At 63.6% G+C, this 21,211-nt stretch carries 24 protein-coding genes, 1 tRNA gene and 1 other RNA gene; all 26 read left to right on the top strand.

The genetic code is table 11. From position 1 onward, the window contains the following. A partial coding sequence (locus tag M6689_RS11685) for a histidinol-phosphate transaminase (protein ID WP_298271849.1) occupies positions 1–611 on the top strand: 611 nt, incomplete at its 5' end. Between the two features lie 25 nt (positions 612–636). Next, positions 637–1,224, top strand: a complete 588-nt coding sequence (gene hisB / locus M6689_RS11690; protein ID WP_298271852.1) for an imidazoleglycerol-phosphate dehydratase HisB — start codon at positions 637–639, stop codon at positions 1,222–1,224. A 1-nt stretch (position 1,225) separates the two neighbouring features. Further along, positions 1,226–1,858: an imidazole glycerol phosphate synthase subunit HisH gene (hisH, locus tag M6689_RS11695; RefSeq protein ID WP_298271855.1), complete on the top strand. Its 633-nt coding sequence runs from the start codon at positions 1,226–1,228 to the stop codon at positions 1,856–1,858. Positions 1,859–1,947: 89 nt separating this feature from the next. Next, the gene (gene hisA / locus M6689_RS11700; protein WP_298271858.1) at positions 1,948–2,682 is read left to right on the top strand and encodes a 1-(5-phosphoribosyl)-5-[(5-phosphoribosylamino)methylideneamino]imidazole-4-carboxamide isomerase; all 735 of its coding nucleotides are present in this window, start codon (positions 1,948–1,950) and stop codon (positions 2,680–2,682) included. Between the two features lies 1 nt (position 2,683). After that, positions 2,684–3,445, top strand: a complete 762-nt coding sequence (gene hisF / locus M6689_RS11705; RefSeq protein WP_298271860.1) for an imidazole glycerol phosphate synthase subunit HisF — start codon at positions 2,684–2,686, stop codon at positions 3,443–3,445. Next, positions 3,442–3,768: a phosphoribosyl-ATP diphosphatase gene (locus tag M6689_RS11710; protein WP_298271862.1), complete on the top strand. Its 327-nt coding sequence runs from the start codon at positions 3,442–3,444 to the stop codon at positions 3,766–3,768. Before hisF ends, M6689_RS11710 begins: the two co-directional genes overlap by 4 nt. 149 nt (positions 3,769–3,917) lie before the next feature. Continuing rightward, a complete protein-coding gene (gene rpsU / locus M6689_RS11715) occupies positions 3,918–4,115 on the top strand; it encodes a 30S ribosomal protein S21 (RefSeq protein WP_039740157.1) in 198 nt (65 codons plus the stop codon). A 9-nt stretch (positions 4,116–4,124) separates the two neighbouring features. Beyond that, positions 4,125–4,568, top strand: a complete 444-nt coding sequence (locus M6689_RS11720; protein WP_298271868.1) for a GatB/YqeY domain-containing protein — start codon at positions 4,125–4,127, stop codon at positions 4,566–4,568. A gap of 99 nt (positions 4,569–4,667) precedes the next feature. Beyond that, a complete protein-coding gene (locus M6689_RS11725) occupies positions 4,668–5,204 on the top strand; it encodes a CvpA family protein (protein ID WP_298271871.1) in 537 nt (178 codons plus the stop codon). Further along, a complete protein-coding gene (gene dnaG, locus M6689_RS11730) occupies positions 5,182–6,933 on the top strand; it encodes a DNA primase (RefSeq protein WP_298271875.1) in 1,752 nt (583 codons plus the stop codon). The genes M6689_RS11725 and dnaG overlap by 23 nt, the downstream gene beginning before the upstream one ends. A 29-nt stretch (positions 6,934–6,962) precedes the next feature. Next, positions 6,963–8,708, top strand: coding sequence for an RNA polymerase sigma factor RpoD (gene rpoD, locus M6689_RS11735; RefSeq protein WP_298271878.1), 1,746 nt, complete (start codon positions 6,963–6,965; stop codon positions 8,706–8,708). A gap of 381 nt (positions 8,709–9,089) precedes the next feature. After that, a complete protein-coding gene (gene ybaK / locus M6689_RS11740; protein WP_298271880.1) occupies positions 9,090–9,572 on the top strand; it encodes a Cys-tRNA(Pro) deacylase in 483 nt (160 codons plus the stop codon). A gap of 10 nt (positions 9,573–9,582) precedes the next feature. After that, positions 9,583–10,425 carry a Sir2 family NAD-dependent protein deacetylase gene (locus tag M6689_RS11745; RefSeq protein WP_298271883.1) on the top strand — a complete coding sequence of 281 codons (843 nt, stop codon included), beginning with the start codon at positions 9,583–9,585 and terminating at the stop codon, positions 10,423–10,425. Continuing rightward, positions 10,422–11,591, top strand: a complete 1,170-nt coding sequence (locus M6689_RS11750) for a THUMP domain-containing protein (protein WP_298271886.1) — start codon at positions 10,422–10,424, stop codon at positions 11,589–11,591. Before M6689_RS11745 ends, M6689_RS11750 begins: the two co-directional genes overlap by 4 nt. A 130-nt stretch (positions 11,592–11,721) precedes the next feature. Then, positions 11,722–12,084 carry a DnaJ family domain-containing protein gene (locus tag M6689_RS11755; RefSeq protein ID WP_298271889.1) on the top strand — a complete coding sequence of 121 codons (363 nt, stop codon included), beginning with the start codon at positions 11,722–11,724 and terminating at the stop codon, positions 12,082–12,084. A gap of 50 nt (positions 12,085–12,134) precedes the next feature. After that, positions 12,135–12,211, top strand: a tRNA-Ile gene (locus M6689_RS11760). Positions 12,212–12,330: 119 nt separating this feature from the next. After that, on the top strand, positions 12,331–13,449 hold the full coding sequence (locus tag M6689_RS11765; protein ID WP_298271891.1) for a Nif3-like dinuclear metal center hexameric protein: 1,119 nt from the start codon (positions 12,331–12,333) through the stop codon (positions 13,447–13,449). A gap of 60 nt (positions 13,450–13,509) precedes the next feature. Next, positions 13,510–14,208 carry a C4-type zinc ribbon domain-containing protein gene (locus tag M6689_RS11770; RefSeq protein WP_366949746.1) on the top strand — a complete coding sequence of 233 codons (699 nt, stop codon included), beginning with the start codon at positions 13,510–13,512 and terminating at the stop codon, positions 14,206–14,208. A 34-nt stretch (positions 14,209–14,242) separates the two neighbouring features. After that, positions 14,243–14,610: RNase P RNA component class A (rnpB, locus tag M6689_RS11775), an RNA gene on the top strand. A gap of 48 nt (positions 14,611–14,658) precedes the next feature. Next, positions 14,659–15,156 carry a hypothetical protein gene (locus tag M6689_RS11780; RefSeq protein WP_298271898.1) on the top strand — a complete coding sequence of 166 codons (498 nt, stop codon included), beginning with the start codon at positions 14,659–14,661 and terminating at the stop codon, positions 15,154–15,156. A gap of 55 nt (positions 15,157–15,211) precedes the next feature. Continuing rightward, on the top strand, positions 15,212–15,568 hold the full coding sequence (locus M6689_RS11785; protein ID WP_298271900.1) for a hypothetical protein: 357 nt from the start codon (positions 15,212–15,214) through the stop codon (positions 15,566–15,568). A 313-nt stretch (positions 15,569–15,881) separates the two neighbouring features. Continuing rightward, positions 15,882–16,358, top strand: coding sequence for a division/cell wall cluster transcriptional repressor MraZ (mraZ, locus tag M6689_RS11790; protein ID WP_298271902.1), 477 nt, complete (start codon positions 15,882–15,884; stop codon positions 16,356–16,358). Next, entirely contained in the window at positions 16,359–17,297 is a 939-nt protein-coding gene (gene rsmH / locus M6689_RS11795; protein WP_298271903.1) for a 16S rRNA (cytosine(1402)-N(4))-methyltransferase RsmH, read from the top strand. Between the two features lie 26 nt (positions 17,298–17,323). Next, positions 17,324–17,659, top strand: a complete 336-nt coding sequence (ftsL, locus tag M6689_RS11800; RefSeq protein WP_298271905.1) for a cell division protein FtsL — start codon at positions 17,324–17,326, stop codon at positions 17,657–17,659. Then, entirely contained in the window at positions 17,656–19,629 is a 1,974-nt protein-coding gene (locus M6689_RS11805; protein WP_298271907.1) for a penicillin-binding protein, read from the top strand. Before ftsL ends, M6689_RS11805 begins: the two co-directional genes overlap by 4 nt. A gap of 59 nt (positions 19,630–19,688) precedes the next feature. Further along, the gene (locus M6689_RS11810) at positions 19,689–21,206 is read left to right on the top strand and encodes a UDP-N-acetylmuramoyl-L-alanyl-D-glutamate--2,6-diaminopimelate ligase (protein WP_298271909.1); all 1,518 of its coding nucleotides are present in this window, start codon (positions 19,689–19,691) and stop codon (positions 21,204–21,206) included. Positions 21,207–21,211: the final 5 nt, after the last annotated feature.

Genomic DNA, 21,211 nt, shown 5'->3' on the forward strand with positions numbered 1-21,211 from the left:
GTAAGGTCTTCTTCCTCACCACTCCCAACGCTCCGCTTGGTCCCGCGTTTCCTATCGAGTACATCGAGGAGTTGGCAGGGCGGTGCGACGGCATGCTGGTGCTTGACGAGACCTACGCCGAATTCGCCGAGTCGAGCGCCGTGGAACTGGTGAAGCGGCATGAAAACGTGGTGGTGACCCGCACCCTGTCCAAAAGCTACTCCTTGGCCGGGATGCGTCTGGGGCTGGCCATTGCGCGGCCCGAGGTGATCGCCGCCCTGGACAAGATCCGCGACCACTACAACCTGGACCGCCTGGCCCAGGCGGCCTGCGTGGCCGCTCTCCGCGACCAGGCATATCTGTCTGAGTGTTGTCGAAAAATCCGGGAAACGCGGGAGTGGTTCTCCGCCGAACTACGCTCCATCGGGTACGACGTTATTCCCTCCCAAGGGAACTACCTGTTTGTTACCCCCCCAGACCGCAACGGCAAGTGGGTCTACGACGGGCTCTACGCCCGCAAGATTCTGGTCCGCCACTTCTCCGACCCGCTCCTGGCCCATGGCATGAGGATCTCCATCGGCACGCGGGAGGAGATGGAGAAGACCCTCGCCGCCCTGAAAGAGCTTGGCTAACTTCGATCCCCACGAGGAGGGTTCCATGTCCCGGAAAGCCACCATCGAACGCGTCACCAAAGAAACCCAGATCAAGCTCTCCCTGGAGATCGACGGCACGGGTGAGTCGAAGATCTGCACCTCGGTGCCGTTTCTCGACCACATGCTCGACCTCTTCGCCCGCCACGGTCTCTTCAACCTCCAGGTGGACGCCAAGGGGGACATCGACATCGACTTCCACCACACGGTGGAGGATATCGGCATCGTCCTCGGCCAGGCGCTGAAGGAGGCCCTCGGCGACAAGAAGGGAATCCGGCGCTACGGCCAGGCCACGGTCCCCATGGACGAGACCCTGGCCAGCGTGGCGGTGGACATCTCGGGGCGGCCGTACCTCGTTTACCACATCTCCCTCCCCAAGGTGAAGATCGGCGAGTTCGACGTGGAGCTGGTGCGGGAGTTCTTCCAGGCGGTGGTCAACAACCTCGGCGCCAACATCCACGTGAACGTCATGTACGGCGACAACGTCCACCACATGGTCGAGGCCTGCTTCAAGGCCTTCGCCCGGGCCATGGACATGGCGACCCAGGTGGACCCCCGGATCGAAGGGGTCATGTCGACGAAGGGCAAACTCTGATATGGTAAAAATCGCAATCATCGATTACGGCATGGGGAACCTCCGCTCGGTCCAGAAGGGATTCGAGAAGGTGGGGTTCGAGGCGATGGTGACCGCTGACCCGAAGGTGGTCCTGGAGGCGGAGAAGGTCGTCCTTCCCGGCGTGGGGGCCTTCCGCGACTGCATGCGCAACCTGGAGCAGGGTGGGTTTGTGGAGCCGATCCTGAAGGTGATTCGGGACGGGCGCCCCTTTCTCGGCATCTGCGTCGGGATGCAGCTCCTCTTCACCGACAGCGTGGAGTTCGGCCTCTACCAGGGGCTGAACGTCATCCCCGGTCACGTCCTTCGCTTCCCCGAGGGGATGCGAGAAGGGGGGGAAGAGCTCAAGGTCCCCCACATGGGGTGGAACCAGCTTTCCATCAAGCGTCGTCCGCCGGCATTCGCCGAGGTGGAGGACGGGGCCAACGTCTACTTCGTTCACTCGTACTATGAAATGCCCGACGACGCGGGGGTGATCGCCGCCACCTGCACCTACGGCGTCGAATTCTGCGCCGCCATCTGGAAGGACAACATCGTCGCCACCCAGTTCCACCCCGAGAAGTCCCAGGCGGTGGGGCTCAGTATATTGAAAAACTTCGCCCAAACAAAAGCATAGAATCCACCACCGAGTCACGGAGGCACGGAGAGATTCTCCTGTCTGGCTTTCTCCGTGTCTCCGTGCCTCCGTGGTGAAAGGTTTTTAGAATGATCGTCATACCCGCCATCGACCTCAAGGAAGGAAAGTGCGTCCGCCTCGAACAGGGGCTCATGGAGAAGGATACCGTCTTCTGCGACAGCCCGGCGGACCAGGCCCGGGAGTGGGAACGCCAGGGGGCGGAGCTCCTCCATATTGTCGACCTGGACGGCGCCTTTGCCGGCGAGCCGAAGAACCGCGCCTCCATCGAGGCCATCGTCAAGGCGATCAGTATCCCGACCCAACTGGGGGGCGGCATCCGGGACATCCCCACCATCGAGGCGTACCTCTCCCTCGGCATCGGCCGGGTGATCCTCGGCACAGCGGCCCAGCGCAACCCGGAGCTCGTTGAGGAAGCGTGCCGCCTCTTCCCGGGGCGGATCGTGGTCGGCATCGACGCGAAGGGCGGCATGGTGGCGGTCCAGGGGTGGGCCGAGGTGACCGGCGTCACGGCGGTGGAGCTGGCGAAGAGGTTCGAGGGGTACGGCGTTGCCGCCATCATCTACACCGACATCGCCCGCGACGGGATGATGCAGGGACCCAACATCGCGGCGACCAAATCTTTGGCCGAGGCGATCTCGATCCCGGTCATCGCCTCCGGCGGGGTGTCGTCCCTGAAGGACATCGAGAACCTCATGGCCATCGAAGCCAGCGGCGTCACCGGTGCCATCACCGGCAAAGCGGTTTACACCGGCGCCATCAACCTGGCCGAGGCGGTAGCGCTCACGAAGCGGGGAGGGGCCTAAGATGCTGACCAAGCGGATCATCCCCTGTCTCGACGTGAAGGGGGGGCGGGTCGTCAAGGGAGTCCAGTTCCTGGAACTGCGCGACGCCGGCGACCCGGTGGAGATCGCGGAGGCCTACGACCGCCAGGGGGCCGACGAGCTCACGTTCCTCGATATCACCGCCTCCTCCGACGAGCGGAGCATCATCATCGACGTGGTGCGCCGCACCGCCGAGCGGGTCTTCATGCCGCTGACCGTGGGGGGCGGGGTCCGGACCGTGGATGACATCCGCAACCTCCTGAATGCCGGGGCTGACAAGGTCTCCGTCAACACGGCGGCAGTGAACCGCCCCGAGTTCGTCCGGGAGGCGGCGGAGCGTTTCGGCTCCCAGTGCACCGTGGTGGCCATCGATGCCCGCCAGGTGGCGGGTGAGAACCGCTGGGAGGTCTACACCCACGGTGGTCGCAACCCCACCGGCATCGACGCCGTGGAGTGGGCCCGGCGGATGGAGAAGTACGGCGCCGGCGAGATCCTCCTCACCAGCATGGACCGGGACGGCACCAAGGACGGCTACGACATACCACTGACCCGCGCCATCGTCGATGCGGTTTCCATTCCGGTCATCGCCTCCGGCGGGGTGGGAAACCTGGAGCACCTCTACGACGGCTTCGTGAAAGGTGGGGCCAGTGCCTGCCTTGCGGCGTCCATCTTCCACTACAAGGAGTACACCATCGGCGAGGCGAAGGAGTATCTCCGCGGGCGGGGGGTCCCGGTCCGGCTATGAGCGAACGCGACGACATTCTGCAGGCCGTCTATCAGGTGATTCAGGAGCGGAAGAACGCCTCGGCCGATTCCTCCTATACCGCATCGCTTCTCCAGAAGGGGATCGACAGGATCCTCAAGAAGCTGGGCGAAGAGGCGACCGAGGTGGTCATCGCCGGCAAGGGGGGGAAGCGGGAGGAGATCGTTTACGAGACTGCCGACCTCTTCTTCCACACGCTGGTGCTCCTCGGCTACTACGACATCGCACCCGAAGAGATTTATGCCGAACTGCGGCGCCGCTTCGGCACCTCGGGGATCGCGGAGAAGGCCGCCAGGACACCGTAACGGAAGAACCTCGCGGAAAAACGAAAAAAATCTTGACACTGCCGCCGATGATGCTATTATGCTTTTTCTCGAAAAATTTATCCGGCCCACGAAACAATCTTCTATACGCCCATGGGGCTATTTTATATAGAGGAGGGAGGGGAATATGAATGCCGGGTGTCAAGGTAAAAGAAACTGAGCCGTTTGAGCTTGCGCTGAAGAAGTTCAAGAAGCAGTGTGAGAAGGCGGGGATTCTCTCCGAGGTCCGCAAACGCGAGCACTACGAAAAGCCGAGCATCAAGAGAAAGAAAAAGGCCATTGCCGCGCGCAAGCGGGCGATGAAAAAACAGCGCAAGATGATGGAGTAATCTGATCGCATGTTGCTGCGGGATCGACTGAGCGAGGAGATGAAGGGGGCCATGAAGGCGCGGGACGAAATTCGTCTCTCCGCCATCCGCCTCATCCGCTCCACCGTCAAGAACCGGGAGATCGAGGTGAGGCATGAGCTCTCGGATCAGGAGATCACCGAAGTCATATCGACCCTGGTAAAGCAGCGCCGGGAGTCGATCCGGCTTTTCGGCGAGGCGGGACGCGCCGATCTCGTCGAAAAGGAGGAAAAGGAGCTTGCACTACTCCTCGAATTCCTGCCGCAGCAGTTGACGCGCGAGGAAGTGGAGGCGCTGGTCGTTGCGGCCATCGCCGAGAGCGGTGCCCAGGGTGCCCGGGACATGGGGAAGGTAATGAAGGTTCTCATGCCGCGGGTGGCGGGAAAGGCTGACGGTTCGATGGTCAGCGCTCTCGTCAAGGAAAAGCTGGCGTAAACGGCACGCTCTTTCCCCATCCTTTTCTGTAACGTATGGTGATGAAGAGGGGCGATTCTTTGAATTGCCCCTTCTTCTTTTACCCTCAAGAGGCATTGAATGAGCCTTGTCGATATTCTGCTCTGGGCCATTTTGCTGGCATTCGCCGTAAAGGGCTTTGCAAAGGGGCTGATTCGCGAGGTCTGCTCCCTGCTGGGGCTCGTAGTCGGCGGTTGGGCCGCCTTCGCCTACTCCGCCTCGGTCGGTGCGGCCATGGGGCACCTGATTCACCTACCGCCGCGGGTCTCCTCCGCCGTGGCGTTTCTAGCCATCCTGCTGGCGATCAGCCTTCTGTTCTATCTGCTCGGTCACGCCCTTACCGTCATTCTCAAGATCGTCCTCCTGGGAGGGGTCAACCGGATCGGCGGGATTGCCTTCGGCGTGCTCCAGGGGGGGCTTGTGCTGTGTGTCGTCCTTTACCTGGCCAGCTTCAGACCTGTGCCGGAGGGGATCCGTCATCGCATCGCAACTTCCGCCACGGCGCGGACCTTCGCCGCCTGCGGCAAAGAGATCGTCGAAGGGTGGAGGGGAAAAAAGGAGTCCGAGGGAGCGGAAAAGGGAATACGGACTAAAGATGTCGATGATTCCCGACGATAAGATCAGGGAGGTGCGGGAGCGGGCTTCGATTCTCGATGTGGTCTCCGACTACGTGAGTCTCCGGAAGTCGGGGGCCAACTACCAGGGGCTCTGCCCGTTCCACGGTGAGAAGACGCCGTCGTTCAACGTGAACCCGGCCCGGGGGATCTTTCACTGCTTCGGCTGTGGCGTCGGAGGGAATGCCATCACCTTCGTCGCCAGGATGGAGGGACTGTCGTTTCCGGAGGCGGTGAAGTTCCTTGCCAAACGGGTCGGGGTCGAGATCGAGGACCGGCCGGCGACGGCGGCCGAGCGGCGCCGCCAGGACGAGCGTGAGGAGCTCCACGGCATCGTCGAGATGGCTGTGCAGCTCTACCGTGACCTCCTGCGGCGTGGGGGGGAAGGGGCCGCTGCCCGAAGCTACCTGGAGCGGCGCGGGGTGAGCGCCGAGACCTCCGAGGCGTACCGCCTCGGTTTTGCGCCGGAGCGGTGGGATTACCTCGCCCGGCATCTCCAGCAGCGGAAGGTGCCCCTGGAGCAGGCGGAGAAGCTCGGCCTCGTGCGGCGCCGGGAAAGCGGCGGGTACTACGATACCTTCCGCAACCGGCTCCTTTTCACGATCTCCGACATCCACGGCCGGGCCATCGGTTTTGGAGGGAGGGTCCTCGACGACTCGCTTCCCAAGTACATAAACTCGCCCGACTCCCCCATCTACCACAAGAGCGAGGTCCTCTTCGGCGTCTCCCTCGCCAAGGGGGCGTTGCGCGAGTCCGGGAGCGCCATCATCGTGGAGGGTTATTTCGATCACCTGGCCCTCCACCAGGCGGGGATCAGGAACGTGGTGGCCACCTGCGGCACGGCGCTCACCGAGGGGCACCTGAAGCTCCTCAGGCGGTATGCCGGCAAGGCCTACACCCTCTTCGATGCCGACAGTGCCGGGACGAAGGCGACGCTCCGGGCGCTGGATCTCTTCCTGGAGGCGGGCTTTCCGGCCCACGTCGTGGAACTGACCGCGGGCGAAGACCCCGACAGCTTCATACGTAACGAAGGGACCGAGGCCTTTGCGGCCCGACTCTCCAAGGCGCGTCCGGTGGTCGATTTCTTCTTCCGGGAGCTCCTGCGGCAGACCGACACGGGGTCGGTTGAAGGGAAAGTGCAGGTCGTGGCGCAGATGGCGCCGCGGCTGGAAAAGATCGGCAACACCTTCGAGCGGGAGCTGTACGCCCGGGAGATTGCCCGTGTCCTGGGAGTTGACGTGCGGATGGTGCTGAAGAATGCCCCGGGAGGTGGAGGAGTCCGGCCGGCGGCGCCGCCGGCCAGGCCCACGCGGGGGGCTGGCCCCGAGGAGATGCTTCTCTCCCTCATGGGGCGGTCTGCCGAGGTGGCCGAGCGGGTCCGTGCCCACGGTGTGGCGGAACTCTTTCGGCCCGAGCTCCTGCCGGTGGCCGAGGCCATCATTGCGCGGCACGGTGCCGGAGAGAGCATCGACTGGGGCGATCTGCTGGAGCTAGTCGAAACTCCCGACGTGCGGGGGCGCCTTGCGTCGTCCCTTGTCAACGACGAGCATCTGGCGGACGTTGATTTGCACAAGGCATTCGAACAATGCTGCCAGACCCTCGAACGGAAGTCGCTGAAGGGGATGAAGGAGCTGGCCCGGGAACTCGCCGTCACCGACCCCGACTCCCCCCGGTACCGCGAGTTGCTGGCGGAGATCGACGCCTTGCGAAACAGGAAATCGCAGTTATCTTAAAAGAACGGTGTGCGATGAGGTGAACTTTAATGGCCAAGAAAAGCACGGATGAAGTGAAACAGCTGATCGATCTCGGGAAGGAGAAGGGGTTTCTGACCTATGACGAGGTCAACGACCTTCTCCCCCCCGATATCTCCTCCGAGCAGATTGACGACGTCATGAGCATGTTCGGGGAGATGGATATAGACGTTGTCGACTCCGCCCAGAAGGTGAAGATCTCCAAGATGAAGCTCGACCTCGAGGAAGAGGAGGAGATCGAGGGGGAGCAGGAGGAGATGGAGTTCGAACCGGGGGCGCTGGGGCGCACGAGCGACCCGGTCCGGATGTACCTCCGCGAGATGGGGTCGGTGTCGCTTCTGACCCGCGAGGGGGAGGTCGAGATCGCCAAGAGGATCGAGGAGGGGGAGGGGGACATGGCGCGCGTCATCCTCAATACCCCGATTACCGTCAAGGAGATCATCGCCCTCGGCGAAAAGCTGCGGAAGTTCCAGATCACCCCCGCCGAGATCAGCAAGGAGGTGGAAGAGGAGGAACTGGAGGAGGACGAAGAGGACGTCCAGAAGACCCGCCTTCTCACCATCATCGACGAGATCCGCGACCATGATCTCCGGATGGAGGCGATCAAGGAGGAGCTCGAAAACGAGAGGCTTGCCCCCGAACGCCGCGAAGCACTGACCGGCGAACTCCAGGAGCTGAAGGCGAAGGTGGCGGAACTCGTGAAGTCGCTTCGGCTCAAGGACCGCCACATCACCAAGATTGCCCAGCGTCTCAAGGAACTCTCGGTAAAGGTTGATAAGATTCGCGCCGAGATCTCCGAGATCGAGGCCGAGGCCGGCATCCGCGACGCCGACATCAAGACCCTCGCCGCCGGGGGAAAGATTGCGAAGGAGGTGGAAAAGCGCCTCAAGGTGCCCGTCGATGAAATCCCCAAGATCGAGAAGCGGCTCTCCGGCGCCGAGAAGAAGCTCAAGAAGGTGGAGCAGGAATCGGGATTCAAGGCGAGCGAGCTCGCCTCGGCCCTCCAGGCGATCGAGCGGGGGGAGGCGAAGTCGAAGCTGGCCAAGTCGGAGCTCGTGGAGGCGAACCTGCGGCTCGTGGTCTCCATCGCCAAGAAGTACACCAACCGGGGGCTCCAGTTCCTTGACCTCATCCAGGAGGGGAACATCGGCCTCATGAAGGCGGTGGACAAGTTCGAATACCAGCGCGGCTACAAGTTCTCCACCTACGCCACCTGGTGGATCCGCCAGGCGATTACCCGCGCCATCGCCGACCAGGCCCGGACCATCCGGATCCCGGTCCACATGATCGAGACCATCAACAAGCTGATCCGCACCAGCCGCCAGCTGGTGCAGGAGATTGGCCGGGAGCCCTCTCCCGAGGAGATCGCCGAGCGGATGAATCTCCCCCTCGACAAGGTGCGCAAGGTCCTCAAGATCGCCAAGGAGCCGATCTCCCTCGAAACCCCCATCGGGGAAGAGGAGGATTCGCACCTGGGGGATTTCATCGAGGACAAGGGGGTCGTCTCCCCCTTGGAGGCGGTCATCAAGGCGAACCTCTCCGAGCAGACCGCCCGGGTCCTGGCCACCCTCACCCCCCGGGAGGAGAAGGTGCTCCGGATGCGCTTCGGCATTGGCGAGAAGAGCGACCACACCCTGGAAGAGGTGGGGCAGGACTTCGAGGTGACCCGGGAGCGGATCCGCCAGATCGAGGCGAAGGCCCTGCGCAAGCTCCGCCACCCGAGCCGGAGCAAGAAGCTCAAGAGTTTCGTGGAGTAAGCCGTTCTGCCTGATTCAGTGAGGCCGCGCCGATGCCCTGGCGCGGCTTTCTTTTTGCTATGTGCCGGTGTCTGAATTGGCGTGTCTGCTGTTGCGGGAGAGGATTCCATGTCAAAAAGAGCTTTGCGCAGTGTATGGTTGCTGATCTCCTTTGTTCTGCTTCTTGAAGGGTGTGGTGGCTCTGGAGGCGGTTCGGCACAGGCTCCGGGTCCCTCGACGCCGACGGTGGTGTCGACATCCCCTTCCGCCAATGCCTCGCAAGTTGCCTTTGATGCCCAGGTCTCAGCGACGAATCCAGGAGGCGGAGCCAGTAGTGACGCCTTCCTGACGATCCACGACCCTGCCTCCGGCAATCGGCTTTAGCGGAGAGGAACATCTTCCATGGCCAAGGAAAAGACACCCGTCACTCCGGCGGGGCGCGTGCTGCGTGCCGCCGGAGTCTCCTTCACCGACCATCTTTACGCCTACGAGGAAAAGGGGGGGACGGCGGTCTCCGCCCGGGAGCTGGGGGTGGACGAGCATGTCGTCATCAAGACCCTCATCATGGAGGATGAGGCGAAGAAGCCGCTCATCGTCCTGATGCACGGCGACCGCCAGGTGTCGACCAGGGAGCTGGCACGGGCGATCGGCGTGAAGAGCATTGCCCCCTGCACGCCGGAGACGGCCAACCGGCATTCCGGCTACCTGGTGGGGGGGACCTCTCCCTTCGGGACCCGCCGGGAGATGCCGGTCTACATGGAGGAGACCATTGCCGGACTGCCGCGGATCTACCTCAACGGCGGCAAGCGGGGGTACCTGGTGGGGATCGACCCGCAGGATGTGGTGCGGCTCCTGAAGCCGACCCTCATGCGGGTCGCCATCTGAGGAGGGGGGCATGGATCTTCGGGAAAGGTTTGCCGCCGCCGCAGAGGCAGTGCGGCGGGCGGAGGCCATTATCATCACTGCCGGTGCCGGGATGGGGGTCGACTCGGGGCTTCCCGACTTCCGCGGCGACGCGGGGTTCTGGAAGGCGTACCCGCCGTACGAAAAGCTCGGCATCAGCTTCGTCGGCGCCGCCAACCCGGCCCATTTCGAGCGCGACCCGGCCTTCGGCTGGGGGTTCTACGGCCATCGGACCAACCTCTACCGGGCCACGGTTCCCCATGCCGGCTTCGGAATCCTCCGGAACTGGATCGGGCGGTTCGGGCTCGACTCCTTCGTCGTCACCTCCAACGTGGACGGCCAGTTCCAGAAGGCGGGCTTTGCCGGGGATCATATCCTGGAGGTCCACGGCTCCATCCACCACCTCCAGTGCACCACCCCCTGCTCCCCGGCGATCTGGGACAACCGGGAGACCATCCCGGTGGACGAGGCAACCATGCGGGCCGGCCACATCCCCCGCTGCATCCGCTGCGGCGGAGTGGCGCGCCCCAACATCCTCATGTTCGGCGACTACGGCTGGGTGAGCGACCGCACCGCCCGGCAGCAGCGCGCCTTCGACGAGTTTCTGGCGGAGTGCCGTGGCCGGCGCCTGGTGGTCGTGGAGATGGGGGCCGGCACGGCCATCCCGACCATCCGCTACCTTACCGAGGAGGCCGGTTCCCGTCCCGGTGCCGTGGCCGTCCGGATCAATCCGCGGGAGCCCCGGATCAGCCATCCCCACATATCACTCCCTTGCGGCGCCCTGGAAGGGCTCGCGGGGATCGACTCCATGCTCCCGGGAGATTCACCTCCGTGACCATCATCAGACGCAAGGCCGCCGCGACCCCCCTTTCGGTCGAGCACACATTTTTTGCCACCGCCGCCAGGGGGGTGGAGGAGGTTCTTGTCGGGGAAATGAACGCCCTCGGCCTCGCCGGCGTGACCGTGGAAAGGGGGGGAGTCCGCTTCACCGGCGATCTTGCCGCCTGCTACCGGGCCAACCTCTGGCTCCGTACCGCCAGCCGCATCCTGGTCCCCCTGGTGGAGTTCCCGTGCGATTCCCCCCAGAGTCTCTACGACGGGGTCCGGACCGTGCCGTGGGAGCGCTACCTCACCCCCGACACGACCCTGGCGGTGGAGTGCACCCTCCGCGACTCGGCCCTGACCCATTCCGGCTTCGTGGCCCTGAAGACCAAGGACGCCATCGTCGACACCCTCCGGGACCGCTTCGGCCGCCGTCCCAGCGTGAACCCGAAGGATCCGGACCTCCTCGTGAACATCCATCTGGCCCGCAACCGCTGCATCGTGAGCCTCGACAGTTCCGGCGGCGGCCTCGACCGCCGGGGATACCGGACCGAGGCGGGGGAGGCCCCCCTGCGGGAGACGCTGGCCGCGGCGCTGGTGCTGCTGACCGGCTGGGACGGGAGCGTCCCTTTCGTCGATCCCCTCTGCGGTTCCGGGACGATCCTCATCGAGGCGGCCCTGCTGGCCCTGAACCGGGCGCCGGGGCTGACCCGGGAGCGTTTCGGCTTCCAGCGCTGGCCCGGCTTCAACGCCCCTCTCTGGCGAAAGATCGTGAACGACGCCCGGCAGGCGGAGCGCTCCACCCTCGCGGCACCGCTGGTGGGGAGCGACCGGCTCGACGAGGTTCTGGCCGTGGCCCGAAACAACAGCCGCCGTGCCGGCGTCGAGCGGTTCATCACCTTCTCCCGGGGGGATGTCCGCGACTTCGCTCCCCCCGCGCCGCCGGGGGTGCTACTCACCAACCCTCCCTACGGCCGCCGCCTCGGCGAAGAGGAGGAGCTGAGGCTTTTTTACCGTCAGATCGGCGATGTCCTCAAGCAGCGCTGCGCCGGCTACACCGCCTGGCTCTTCACCGGCGGCCTCGATCTGGCAAAGGAGGTGGGGCTTAAGGCGTCGCGCCGGATCGTTCTGTTCAACGGTCCCCTGGAGTGCCGGTTGCTGAAATACGATCTTTACTGACCGGTCACTGCTATCTCCGTGCCCGGTCATCATTCTCGCATTTCACCGGTTGTTGCAGCCGGCCGCGGCAGTATATACTGGAAACAACGCGAAAGCCACATCCCTGGGGAAGGGGAGATGGGGGGCGAAAATGTTCGAGGTCCTAGCCGAGCGCAAGATCAGGGAGGCGATGGAACGGGGTGAGCTGGACAATCTCTCCCTCAAGGGGCAGCCGATCGTGCGGGAGGATCTCTCCCACGTCCCCGAGGAGCTCCGGATGGGGTACAAGATCCTGAAAAATGCCGGCGTTCTCCCCGAGGAGCTGGAACTTCGCCGGGAAATCGTCAACATCGAAACGCTTCTCGATGCATGCCGGGACGAAGAGGAACGTAGCGGATTGAAAAGGCGCCTCACGGCTCGTCGGCTCCGCTTCGATATCCTGATGGAAAAACGGCGGCAGGGGAGCGGGTTCCACCGGTACGAGGGGGCGATCTACCGGAAGCTCGGGCTCTGAAAAGCCTTGACACTTCGCGGGCCTTTGCGTACTATGAATTTTCACGTTTCGGGCCTATAGCTCAGTTGGCTAGAGCAACCGGCTCATAACCGGTCGGTCCCAGGTTCGAGTCCTGGTGGGCCCACCACCCGAAATAACCCAGGATGATACGGGGATGCCCCGAGAGTACCGGTTGAACAACAAACTTCATACAGACGCGGAAAAGAGTGCACGCCCCAGGCTGGCACTCTTTTTCTTTTCCTGCCGATGATTGCGCCAAAAGTATCCGATATAGTTGGAATTGTTAATAAAATCGCTCCGCCGTCCCTGGCGGAAGAGTGGGATAACGTGGGGCTCATGGTCGGGGACCCCGCCGTCCCGGTCGCCCGGATCATGGTGGCCCTGGACGGCACATCCGACACCCTTGCCGCCGCCATTTCAGCAGAGTGCCAGCTTCTCCTCACCCATCATCCCTTCATCTTCCGCCCCCTGAAACGCATCTCCGCCGCCGATCCCACCGGAAACCTCGTCCTGAAGGCCGCTGCAAGCGGCCTGGCGGTCATTTCGCTTCATACGAACTTCGATATTGCCGACGGGGGGATGAATGACCTCCTTGCCGGGCGGCTCGGCATCGCTAACGGACAACCGCTCCGGATAACGGCCTCGGAGGAGCTTGTGAAGCTTGCCGTGTTTGTGCCGTCAGGCCATGAAGAGGGGGTGCGGGAGGCCCTCTTCCGGTTCGGCGGTGGTATCGGCGCTTACGCCGACTGCTCGTTCCAGTCTGCCGGCACCGGCACCTTTAAACCGCTGGAAGGCGCCCATCCGTTCCTCGGCCGGATCGGGAAGCGGGAGTACGTGGAGGAGTCACGGATCGAAGTGCTGGTGCACAAGCGTGATCTCTCCGCCGCTCTTGCCGCACTGCTGAAGGCCCATCCGTACGAGGAACCCGCGTTCGATCTCTATCCGCTCTTGAACAAGGGCGCTTCGCGGGGGCTCGGCCGAATCGGCGACCTGGCGGAAGAGACAACGGTTGCCGCCTTCGCCGACAAGGCCAGGGAGTGTCTCGGGCTTGCGGGGGTGCGTTTTGTGGGAGATGGCGGCCGCCGGGTGAAGCGGGTGGCCCTGTGCGGCGGCAGCGGCATGGCGCTGCTGCGGGATGCCCAGCGGCAGGGAGCCGACATCCTCGTGACGGGTGACGTGAAGTATCACGAGGCACGGGATGCCGAGGCGCTTGGGATTGCGGTTCTCGACGCGGGACACTTCGGGAGCGAGGTGATCATGGTCGAGGAGGTGGCCGGGCGGCTGCGGGCCGAGCTGGCGTCGCGTCGTTTCGAGGCCGAGGTCGTTCCGTTCAAGGGGGAGAGGGATCCGTTCGTCTGGCGGTGAGGCCGCCTTTATCAGAGATTATCAACAGGGGTCAGGGGAGGTTGCGGAGTGCGAAAAAATATGTTGATGCTTGAGGAGCTGCAGGCGCTCGATCTGAAAATCGACGGGCGGCATGCCGAGCGTCAGGCTCTTCTCGGCAAGCTGGCAGAGCTTGACAGCCAAGTGGAGGAGTCGCAGCGTGCAGTGGAGGAGAAACGGGGGGGGCTTGCAATGCTCGAGGAAGAGCGGCAAGCGCTCGAAGCCAATCTGGCCGCCGAGAATGACAATATCGAGCGTTCCGAGGCCCGACAGAAGGAGATAAAGACCCAGAAAGAGTACCAGGCGGTGGTGAAGGAAGTGTCGGCCGCCCGCAAGCTCAAGGCGGAGCTGGAGGAGCAGATCCTTCAGAAATCCGCCCAGACCGAGGAGCTCTCGGCAGACGTCGCCTCCCGCGAGGCTGATCTGGCATCCCTCGTCGAGAACATGGCGTCCCGCAAGGCAGAGGTGCAGGTCGATCTTGACCGGCTCGATCAGGAGATCGCCACCGAAGCAGCAGCAAAGTCCTCAATGGCAAAGGCGATCCCTTCATCGCTTCTCAAGCGGTACGAAGCCCTGCGGGAGCGGCGCCAGGGGATCGCCGTCGTGGAAGCCCGCGCCGGCAACTGCGCCGGCTGCAATATGAACCTGCCGCCCCAGCTTTACAACAGCCTCTTCCGGGGGGGGGATCTGGTGCTCTGTCCCCATTGCCAGCGGATGCTGGTGGTCCATCCGGAGCAGTAGCGGGCAAGCGACGAGTTATTGCAAACGGTTTGGCTGAAGCAGAACAGATGGCCGCTCCCCGTTCGCGGGGGGAGGAAAGTCCGGGCTCCACAGGGCATGGTGCTGGATAACGTCCAGCGGGGGTGACCCCAGGGATAGTGCCACAGAGAGAAGTCCGCCCGCCCCGGCGGGTAAGGGTGAAAGGGTGAGGTAAGAGCTCACCGGGTCCGGCGGTGACGTCGGATGCCAGGTAAACCCCACCAGGAGCAAGGCCGAATAGGGAAGCGTCAAGGGTGGCCCGCCCGTGCTTCCGGGTTGGCTGCTTGAGGCCGTCGGTAACGGCGGTCCCAGAGGAATGGTCATCGCCCGTCAAGGGGTAACCCGCGACGGGAACAGAACCCGGCTTACGGTCTGCTTCAGCCAATTTTTTTGAGCGCGGCACGGCATCTCGTCATGTCGCGGAGGAATCGAGTGAACGATCGTGACATCTGGCTTCGCGCTGTTACGGCCGTCGCGGCCGAGTACCGCGCCCTGTCGCCGGCACTCAGGAGCCGGGTTGACGAAATCGCCGATTCGATCCGAAGGGCGAAGGGGGAACTCCACCGTCTCGCCGAGGAGATGCGGTGCGAGGAAATATGCTCCTCCTGTGGCGGCGAGTGCTGCGTCCGGGGAAAGTACCACGTCATGGTGATTGACATCCTGGTTTTCCTTGCGGCAGATAAGCCCCTCTTCGAGCCGGCATTCGGACGTGAGGCGTGTCCCTATCTCGACGGGAGCGGCTGCATGATGGCTCCCCCCTATCGTCCCTTCAACTGCGTCACCTTCAACTGTGAGCGGGTCGAGGGGAGGTGGGAACCGGAGCGAGTCAGCGAGTTCTATCGCCGCGAGCGCGAACTCCGCGATCTCTACGGTGCGCAGGAACGGCTCTTCGGCAACCGCTTCATGCACGGTCTCCTCATGGGCTTTTAAAGAGACGTGCTGCGCCGGGGCGAGCCAATTCTCGGGTATGTTGAAAGGTGGGTCGATGGCAACGACGATCGGTGACCTTGTACTTGTTCATGTCGACAAGAAGCCCGGCTTCTATGCCCGGATCGAGGATATTCTCCTCGATGTCAAGGCCGGATGGTGGCGGGTAAAGCTCCTCGTGCTCACGGTTCCCCTCGAGGTCTACACCTGGATTCTCGAGGAGACGCAGATCAACGGCACACCTTTCACCATGGGGGGGACACCGGTCCGGCTGGAAAAGATAGAGTCTCCCGTCGTTCGGGAAGAGTCCCCGCCTCCCTCTCCACCGCCTGCGGACCCTTCTGTCGCCGAGGCCAGGGAGCCGGCCAGGGGGGGGAAGGTTGTCTCGCTTCTCGACCGGAAAAAGGACAAGTAGCAGGGGGCTTCGCGCCCCCGTTTCATTTTCTCCCCCTCCGCTTGCCCACGGTTTTCCACCACTTCTGATCATTCCCGCAGATTTCCATCTAACTTCCTTCCGTGCAGGCATTTGATTTCCTTTCCGGCAAGGCGCTTCGTGTGTCTTCACTGGCATCCCGTGATGGGGGAGATGGTTGGTAAGTGTCTGAAAAAACGTTAGAAAAAAACGTATCTCGGCGCCAGTTTTTGCCTTGACAACCCCTGGGGTGGCCGGTATGATTTGTGCCACGAAGTGGTAAATTGTGGTAAAACGTGGAAAGAGGTGTGCGGGAGTGTTCCGGGGAATCTGCGAGACAACCATCGACGCCAAGGGGCGGACGAGCCTGCCGGCAAAGTTCCGGGAGGTGCTGGTGGATGTATATGGTGACGAGCGGTTTTTCATTACCAACTCGTCTCCGGTGGATCTGGGCGGCGGCGCATTCAGCTCGGGACTCCTCATTTTCCCGTACACGAAGTGGTTCGAGTTCGAGGAAAACTTCCTCAACAGCAAAGGGCTTACCTCCGCCCAGCGCAACAGCATCATGCGGACCATCGTTTCCCCCGCCACGGAGTGCAGTGCCGACAAGCTCGGCCGGCTCCTCATCCCTCCCCATCTCCGCAAGAGTGCCGCTCTGGAGCGGGATATCCTCTTCGTCGGCGTGATGGACAAGATCGAGATCTGGAGCCAGGCGGAGCGGGAGAAGGTTCGCATCCAGGATATGAAGAATTTCCCCTCCGACACGGAGGCGGTCGCTGAATTGGGGCTGTAGGTGGCGGAGTTCGAACACCGATCAGTACTGCCGGCCGAGGTGCTGGAATACCTCGCCCCCAGGCCCGGCGGGATCTACGTTGACGGTACCCTTGGCGGCGGGGGGCACGGTCGGCTGATCCTGGAGGCCTCGGCCCCCGACGGCGTACTGATCGGCTTTGACCGAGATCCCGCAGCCCGGGCGGCGGCGGGAGCGTACCTTGCGCCCTTCGGCGAGCGGGTCAGACTGGTCGGACGCAATTTTGCGGAGATGGCCGAGGCGCTTGCCGAAATGGGGGTTACCGCCATCGACGGTTTTCTGCTCGATCTGGGGGTTTCGTCCCACCAGCTCGATACGGCATCGCGGGGGTTCAGCTTTCAGGCCGATGCCCCCCTCGACATGCGGATGGACACCGAAGCCGAGGTGACGGCCGCCGACCTGGTGAACGAGCTCACCGAGGACGAGTTGGCCCGGATCATCTGGAAATACGGCGAAGAGCGGTGGGCGAAGCGGATTGCCTCCTTCATCGTCAAGGCGCGGCAAGCGGGAGCCATCGAGAGAACATCCCAGCTCGTTGACATCATCAAGGGAGCGATTCCGAAGGCCCGGTGGGAGGAGCGGATCCATCCGGCCACCCGGACCTTTCAGGCCCTGCGGATCGCCGTCAATGACGAGCTCGGAAGCCTCGAGCGGGGACTGGCGGCCGGCATCGAGCTGTTGGCCCCCGGGGGACGGGGGGTCGTGATCTCGTTTCACTCCCTGGAAGACCGGATCGTCAAGAACACCTTCCGGCAACTGGCCCAGGGGTGCACCTGCCCGAAGGATTTCCCCCGCTGTGTCTGTGGCGGCAAGCCCCGCCTCCGCATTCTGACCGGCAGGCCGGTGATGGCGGGTAGCAGCGAGGTGGAGGAAAACCCGAGGGCGCGAAGTGCAAAACTGCGGGCGGTTGCTAAGCTGTAGTTGATGGAATGGGCAGGAGGGAAGAGATGGCGCAGGCACGGACAGATTTCAGCAAGGTGGCGGCCCCGAAGAGGCTGGAGACGATGTACGCCCAGCGGGGGGAGCTTTTTCCCTATCTCTTGGCGGTACTGGTGCTCCTGACGCTCGTTTCGGTCTTTCACGTCTGGTCGAGGGTCCGGGTCATCGACCTGAACCTGGAGATCGCCGAGGCCAATCGGCTTATGCGGGCGGCACAGGAAGAGCAGAACCGCCTCAAGCTTGAGGTGGCCTCGCTCAAGACGCCGGCCCGCATCGAGGCGGTGGCCAAAGGGGATCTCGGCATGGCGCTCCCCACCGATCAGCAGGTGGTCGTGGTGAAATGAGGTACGATGCGGAGAAATGGACAACCTTCCGTATCCGGTTCATCGGGGGGTTCTTCGTTCTCCTCTTTGTTCTTACGGTGGGCCGCGCCTTCTATCTCCAGGTCATCAAGCGCGACTATCTCCTCAAGCTCGCCGATCGGCAGCACCAGAAAATCGTCCCCCTCATTCCGGCACGGGGGACCATCTACGATGCGAACGGCGCCCCTCTGGCCGTTTCGGTGGAGATGGACTCCTGCTTCGCCGAGCCGAAGTCGATCGAGGACCAGGGCGATGCCGCGGTAAAGCTGGCGCCGGTGCTCGGAATGACCAGGGAGGCGATCCTTCGGAAATTCCAGGGGAACAAGAACTTCGTCTGGCTCCAGCGCCGCCTTCCCCCCGACACCGTCAAACGGATCAAGGCACTGGAGATCGAGGGAGTCAACTTCGTCAAGGAGACGAAACGCTTCTACCCCAACTCGGAAATCGCTGCCCACGTGATCGGGTTCACCGGTCTGGACCCCGAGGGGCTTGAAGGGATCGAACGGCGCTACGATTCGACCATCCTCGGCGGCACCGGCTACCTCGTGACCGAACGGGATGCCCTGGGGCGCGACGTCGCGTTCAAGGGGCAGGTGGTTCAAAACGGCGCAAAAGGTCACAACGTTGTCCTGACCTTGGACAAGAACATCCAGTACATCGCAGAAAAGGAACTGGAGAAGGCGGTGGTGGGGAGCGGGGCGCGGGGTGGGACCGCTATCGTCATGGAGCCCCAGACCGGCAAGGTGCTGGCGATGGCCAACTATCCGACCTTCAACCTCAACGCTCCCGCTTCCACTCCGCCAGCGGTCTGGCGCAACCGGGCGGTGGCCGACAGCTTCGAGCCCGGTTCCACCTTCAAGGTCTTCCTGATTGCCTCCGCCCTTGAGGAAAAGGTGATCCGCCCCACCGACAGCTTCAACTGCGAGGGAGGAAGCTATTCCATCGGTGGCCGGACGATCCATGACACCCACAAGTACGGGCGCCTCAGCATAGGAGAGATCCTCAAGTATTCGAGCAATATCGGCGCCGCCAAGATCGGGAGCCGGCTCGGCGCATCCCGGCTTTACGCCTATCTCAAGAACTTCGGCATCGGTGAACGGAGCGGCATCGACCTGCCGGGGGAGGCGGGAGGGAGCCTGCGAAACGCCTCTTCCTGGTACGGGATCGAGCTTGCCACCATCTCCTTCGGGCAGGGGGTCACCGCCTCGTCGATCCAGCTCGCTGCCGCCTTTTCCGCTATCGCCAACGGCGGGGTGCTCATGAAGCCGTATCTGGTGGAGAAGATCACCGACAACGAGGGGAACGAGCTTTCCTCCTTCGAACCCCAGCCCCGGCGCCGCATCATCTCCCCCGAGACGGCGAAGATCGTTGCCCGGATGATGGAAGGGGTTGCCGTCGAGGGAGGGACCGGGACCAACGCGGCCGTCGAGGGTTATCGGGTCGCGGGAAAGACGGGGACTGCCCAGAAGGTGGACCCGGTGACCAGAGGGTACTCCCTCACCAAGCGAACGGCATCGTTCATCGGCTTTGTCCCCGCCGACCGCCCCCGCCTCACGATACTGGTGGTGGTGGACGAGCCGAAGACGAGCCCCTACGGGGGGGTGGTGGCGGCACCGGCCTTCAGCGCCATCGCACTCCAGAGCCTCTGCTATCTCAAGGTCCCCCCCGATTCCATCGTCCGGAGCAAGCCGAAGACCGTCGAGGTCAAGGCGACCGTGCCGGCAGCCGAGGAGGAACCCGCGGCGGAGGGGGCGATCGTCGAGGAGGGGGGGGGATCGGTGATGCCCAATTTCCGGGGGATGAGCATGAGGCAGGTGCTCAAGACCATGGAAGAGCGGGGCTTGAACGTGCGCCTCCTCGGGAGCGGGAAGGCGGTGGAGCAGGGGCCGCCCCCCGGCTACCGCATCGGACCCAGCGACCAGGTCTGGGTGAAATTTGTTCCCTCCGCATAGGCGCAGGAACGAGCAAGATGCCAGGGACCGCACGTATTGCACTCGAACGGCGAGGAACCATGAGACTGGATGAACTGGCACAGGTCATAGGACCGTCGGCAACGGATGGGGACCAGACGCAGGAGATCGAGGGGCTCTGCTACGATTCACGGCAGGTTGGGCCCGGCGGTCTCTTTTTCGCTTTAAGGGGGGTTGCCGTCGACGGGCACGACTTTATCGGCGCCGCCCGGGAGCGGGGGGCCGTTGCCGTGGTCCTCGAAGAGCCGAAGCGCGCTCCCGCGGGGATGCCCTGGCTGCAGGTGGCAGATGCCCGCCTGGCCATGTCCCGTGCCGCCGCCCTCTTTTACGGCAACCCGACCGACGGCGTCCCGGTGGTCGGAATTACCGGCACCAACGGCAAGACCACCACGACCTATCTGGTGGAGACGATCATGGCCCGGGCCGGAATGCCGGCGGCGGTGCTCGGAACCGTCAACTACCGCTTCGGCTCGCGGGTAATCCCCGCCCCCAACACCACCCCCGAATCCGTCGACCTGCAGCGGACCATCCGCGAGTTCGCGGACCTGGGGGCCCGGGGAGTGGTAATGGAGGTCTCCTCCCATGCCCTGGAGCAGCATCGGGTCGACGGCTGCCGGTTCGACGTCGGGGTGTTCTCGAACCTGACCCGCGATCACCTCGACTATCACCTCGACATGGAGAGCTATTTCGCCAGCAAGGCGCGGCTCTTCACCAAGCTCCTGGCGGCCGATGCGGTAAAGCCCAGGCGCGCGGCGGTCATCAACATCGACGATCCCTACGGGGTCCGTCTGGCGGCCTCCGCCGCGGCGCCGGTGATCACCTACGGCCTTTCCGCCGCTGCAGCGGTACGGGCGGTGGATGTCAGCTTTACGGTGGATGGCATTGCCGCAACCCTGGTGACCCCGGCGGGAACGCAGTCGTTCCGGTCCCAACTCCTCGGCCGGTTCAATCTATACAACATCCTTGCCGCCGTGGCGGCCGGGGTTGCCCTCGACATCCCTCTGGCGACCATCACGGCGGCCATCGGCGGCAGCGTCTGTGTCCCGGGGCGTCTTGAGCGGGTCGAGAACGACCGGCAGGTGACGGTGCTGGTCGACTATGCGCACACCGGTGATGCCTTGGAAAACGTGCTCGCCACGGTGGCGGAGATCGCACGGGGGCGCATCATCACCGTCTTTGGCTGCGGCGGAGACCGTGACCGGGGAAAGCGGCCGGTCATGGGCGAGATTGCCGGACGCTACAGCGACCTGACGATCGTCACCTCGGACAACCCGCGTACGGAGGAGCCGGGTGCGATCATCGAGGAAGTTCTTGCCGGAATCCGGGGATCGGGGGTCCGGGAGTTTGCGCCGGAAGAGCTCGCTCTCGCCGGGGAGAAGGGATTCACCTCCCTGGAATCCCGCCGCGACGCGATCCGTCTTGCCATCCGGGCAGCCAGGCCGGGGGACATCGTGCTGCTGGCGGGAAAGGGGCACGAGGATTACCAGATCATCGGCGCGGTGAAACATCATTTCGACGACCGGGAAGAGGCGGCCGCCGCCTTGAGGGACCGGGAGTAGAGAGG

This window comes from Geobacter sp., from assembly GCF_027327745.1.
Lineage (GTDB): Bacteria > Desulfobacterota > Desulfuromonadia > Geobacterales > Geobacteraceae > Geobacter.

Excerpts from the sequence above, each read along its gene's own strand:
- M6689_RS11725 (WP_298271871.1), top strand. The coding sequence starts at position 4,668 with ATGAGCCTTGTCGATATTCTGCTCTGGGCCATTTTGCTGGCATTCGCC.
- M6689_RS11755 (WP_298271889.1), top strand. The coding sequence starts at position 11,722 with ATGTTCGAGGTCCTAGCCGAGCGCAAGATCAGGGAGGCGATGGAACGG.
- hisH (WP_298271855.1), top strand. The coding sequence starts at position 1,226 with ATGGTAAAAATCGCAATCATCGATTACGGCATGGGGAACCTCCGCTCG.
- dnaG (WP_298271875.1), top strand. The coding sequence starts at position 5,182 with ATGTCGATGATTCCCGACGATAAGATCAGGGAGGTGCGGGAGCGGGCT.
- M6689_RS11765 (WP_298271891.1), top strand. The coding sequence starts at position 12,331 with ATGATTGCGCCAAAAGTATCCGATATAGTTGGAATTGTTAATAAAATC.
- ftsL (WP_298271905.1), top strand. The coding sequence starts at position 17,324 with ATGGCGCAGGCACGGACAGATTTCAGCAAGGTGGCGGCCCCGAAGAGG.
- hisA (WP_298271858.1), top strand. The coding sequence starts at position 1,948 with ATGATCGTCATACCCGCCATCGACCTCAAGGAAGGAAAGTGCGTCCGC.
- M6689_RS11745 (WP_298271883.1), top strand. The coding sequence starts at position 9,583 with ATGGATCTTCGGGAAAGGTTTGCCGCCGCCGCAGAGGCAGTGCGGCGG.
- rpsU (WP_039740157.1), top strand. The coding sequence starts at position 3,918 with ATGCCGGGTGTCAAGGTAAAAGAAACTGAGCCGTTTGAGCTTGCGCTG.
- M6689_RS11810 (WP_298271909.1), top strand. The coding sequence starts at position 19,689 with ATGAGACTGGATGAACTGGCACAGGTCATAGGACCGTCGGCAACGGAT.
- M6689_RS11710 (WP_298271862.1), top strand. The coding sequence starts at position 3,442 with ATGAGCGAACGCGACGACATTCTGCAGGCCGTCTATCAGGTGATTCAG.
- M6689_RS11770 (WP_366949746.1), top strand. The coding sequence starts at position 13,510 with ATGTTGATGCTTGAGGAGCTGCAGGCGCTCGATCTGAAAATCGACGGG.
- hisF (WP_298271860.1), top strand. The coding sequence starts at position 2,684 with ATGCTGACCAAGCGGATCATCCCCTGTCTCGACGTGAAGGGGGGGCGG.
- hisB (WP_298271852.1), top strand. The coding sequence starts at position 637 with ATGTCCCGGAAAGCCACCATCGAACGCGTCACCAAAGAAACCCAGATC.
- rpoD (WP_298271878.1), top strand. The coding sequence starts at position 6,963 with ATGGCCAAGAAAAGCACGGATGAAGTGAAACAGCTGATCGATCTCGGG.
- ybaK (WP_298271880.1), top strand. The coding sequence starts at position 9,090 with ATGGCCAAGGAAAAGACACCCGTCACTCCGGCGGGGCGCGTGCTGCGT.
- M6689_RS11720 (WP_298271868.1), top strand. The coding sequence starts at position 4,125 with ATGTTGCTGCGGGATCGACTGAGCGAGGAGATGAAGGGGGCCATGAAG.
- M6689_RS11805 (WP_298271907.1), top strand. The coding sequence starts at position 17,656 with ATGAGGTACGATGCGGAGAAATGGACAACCTTCCGTATCCGGTTCATC.
- M6689_RS11785 (WP_298271900.1), top strand. The coding sequence starts at position 15,212 with ATGGCAACGACGATCGGTGACCTTGTACTTGTTCATGTCGACAAGAAG.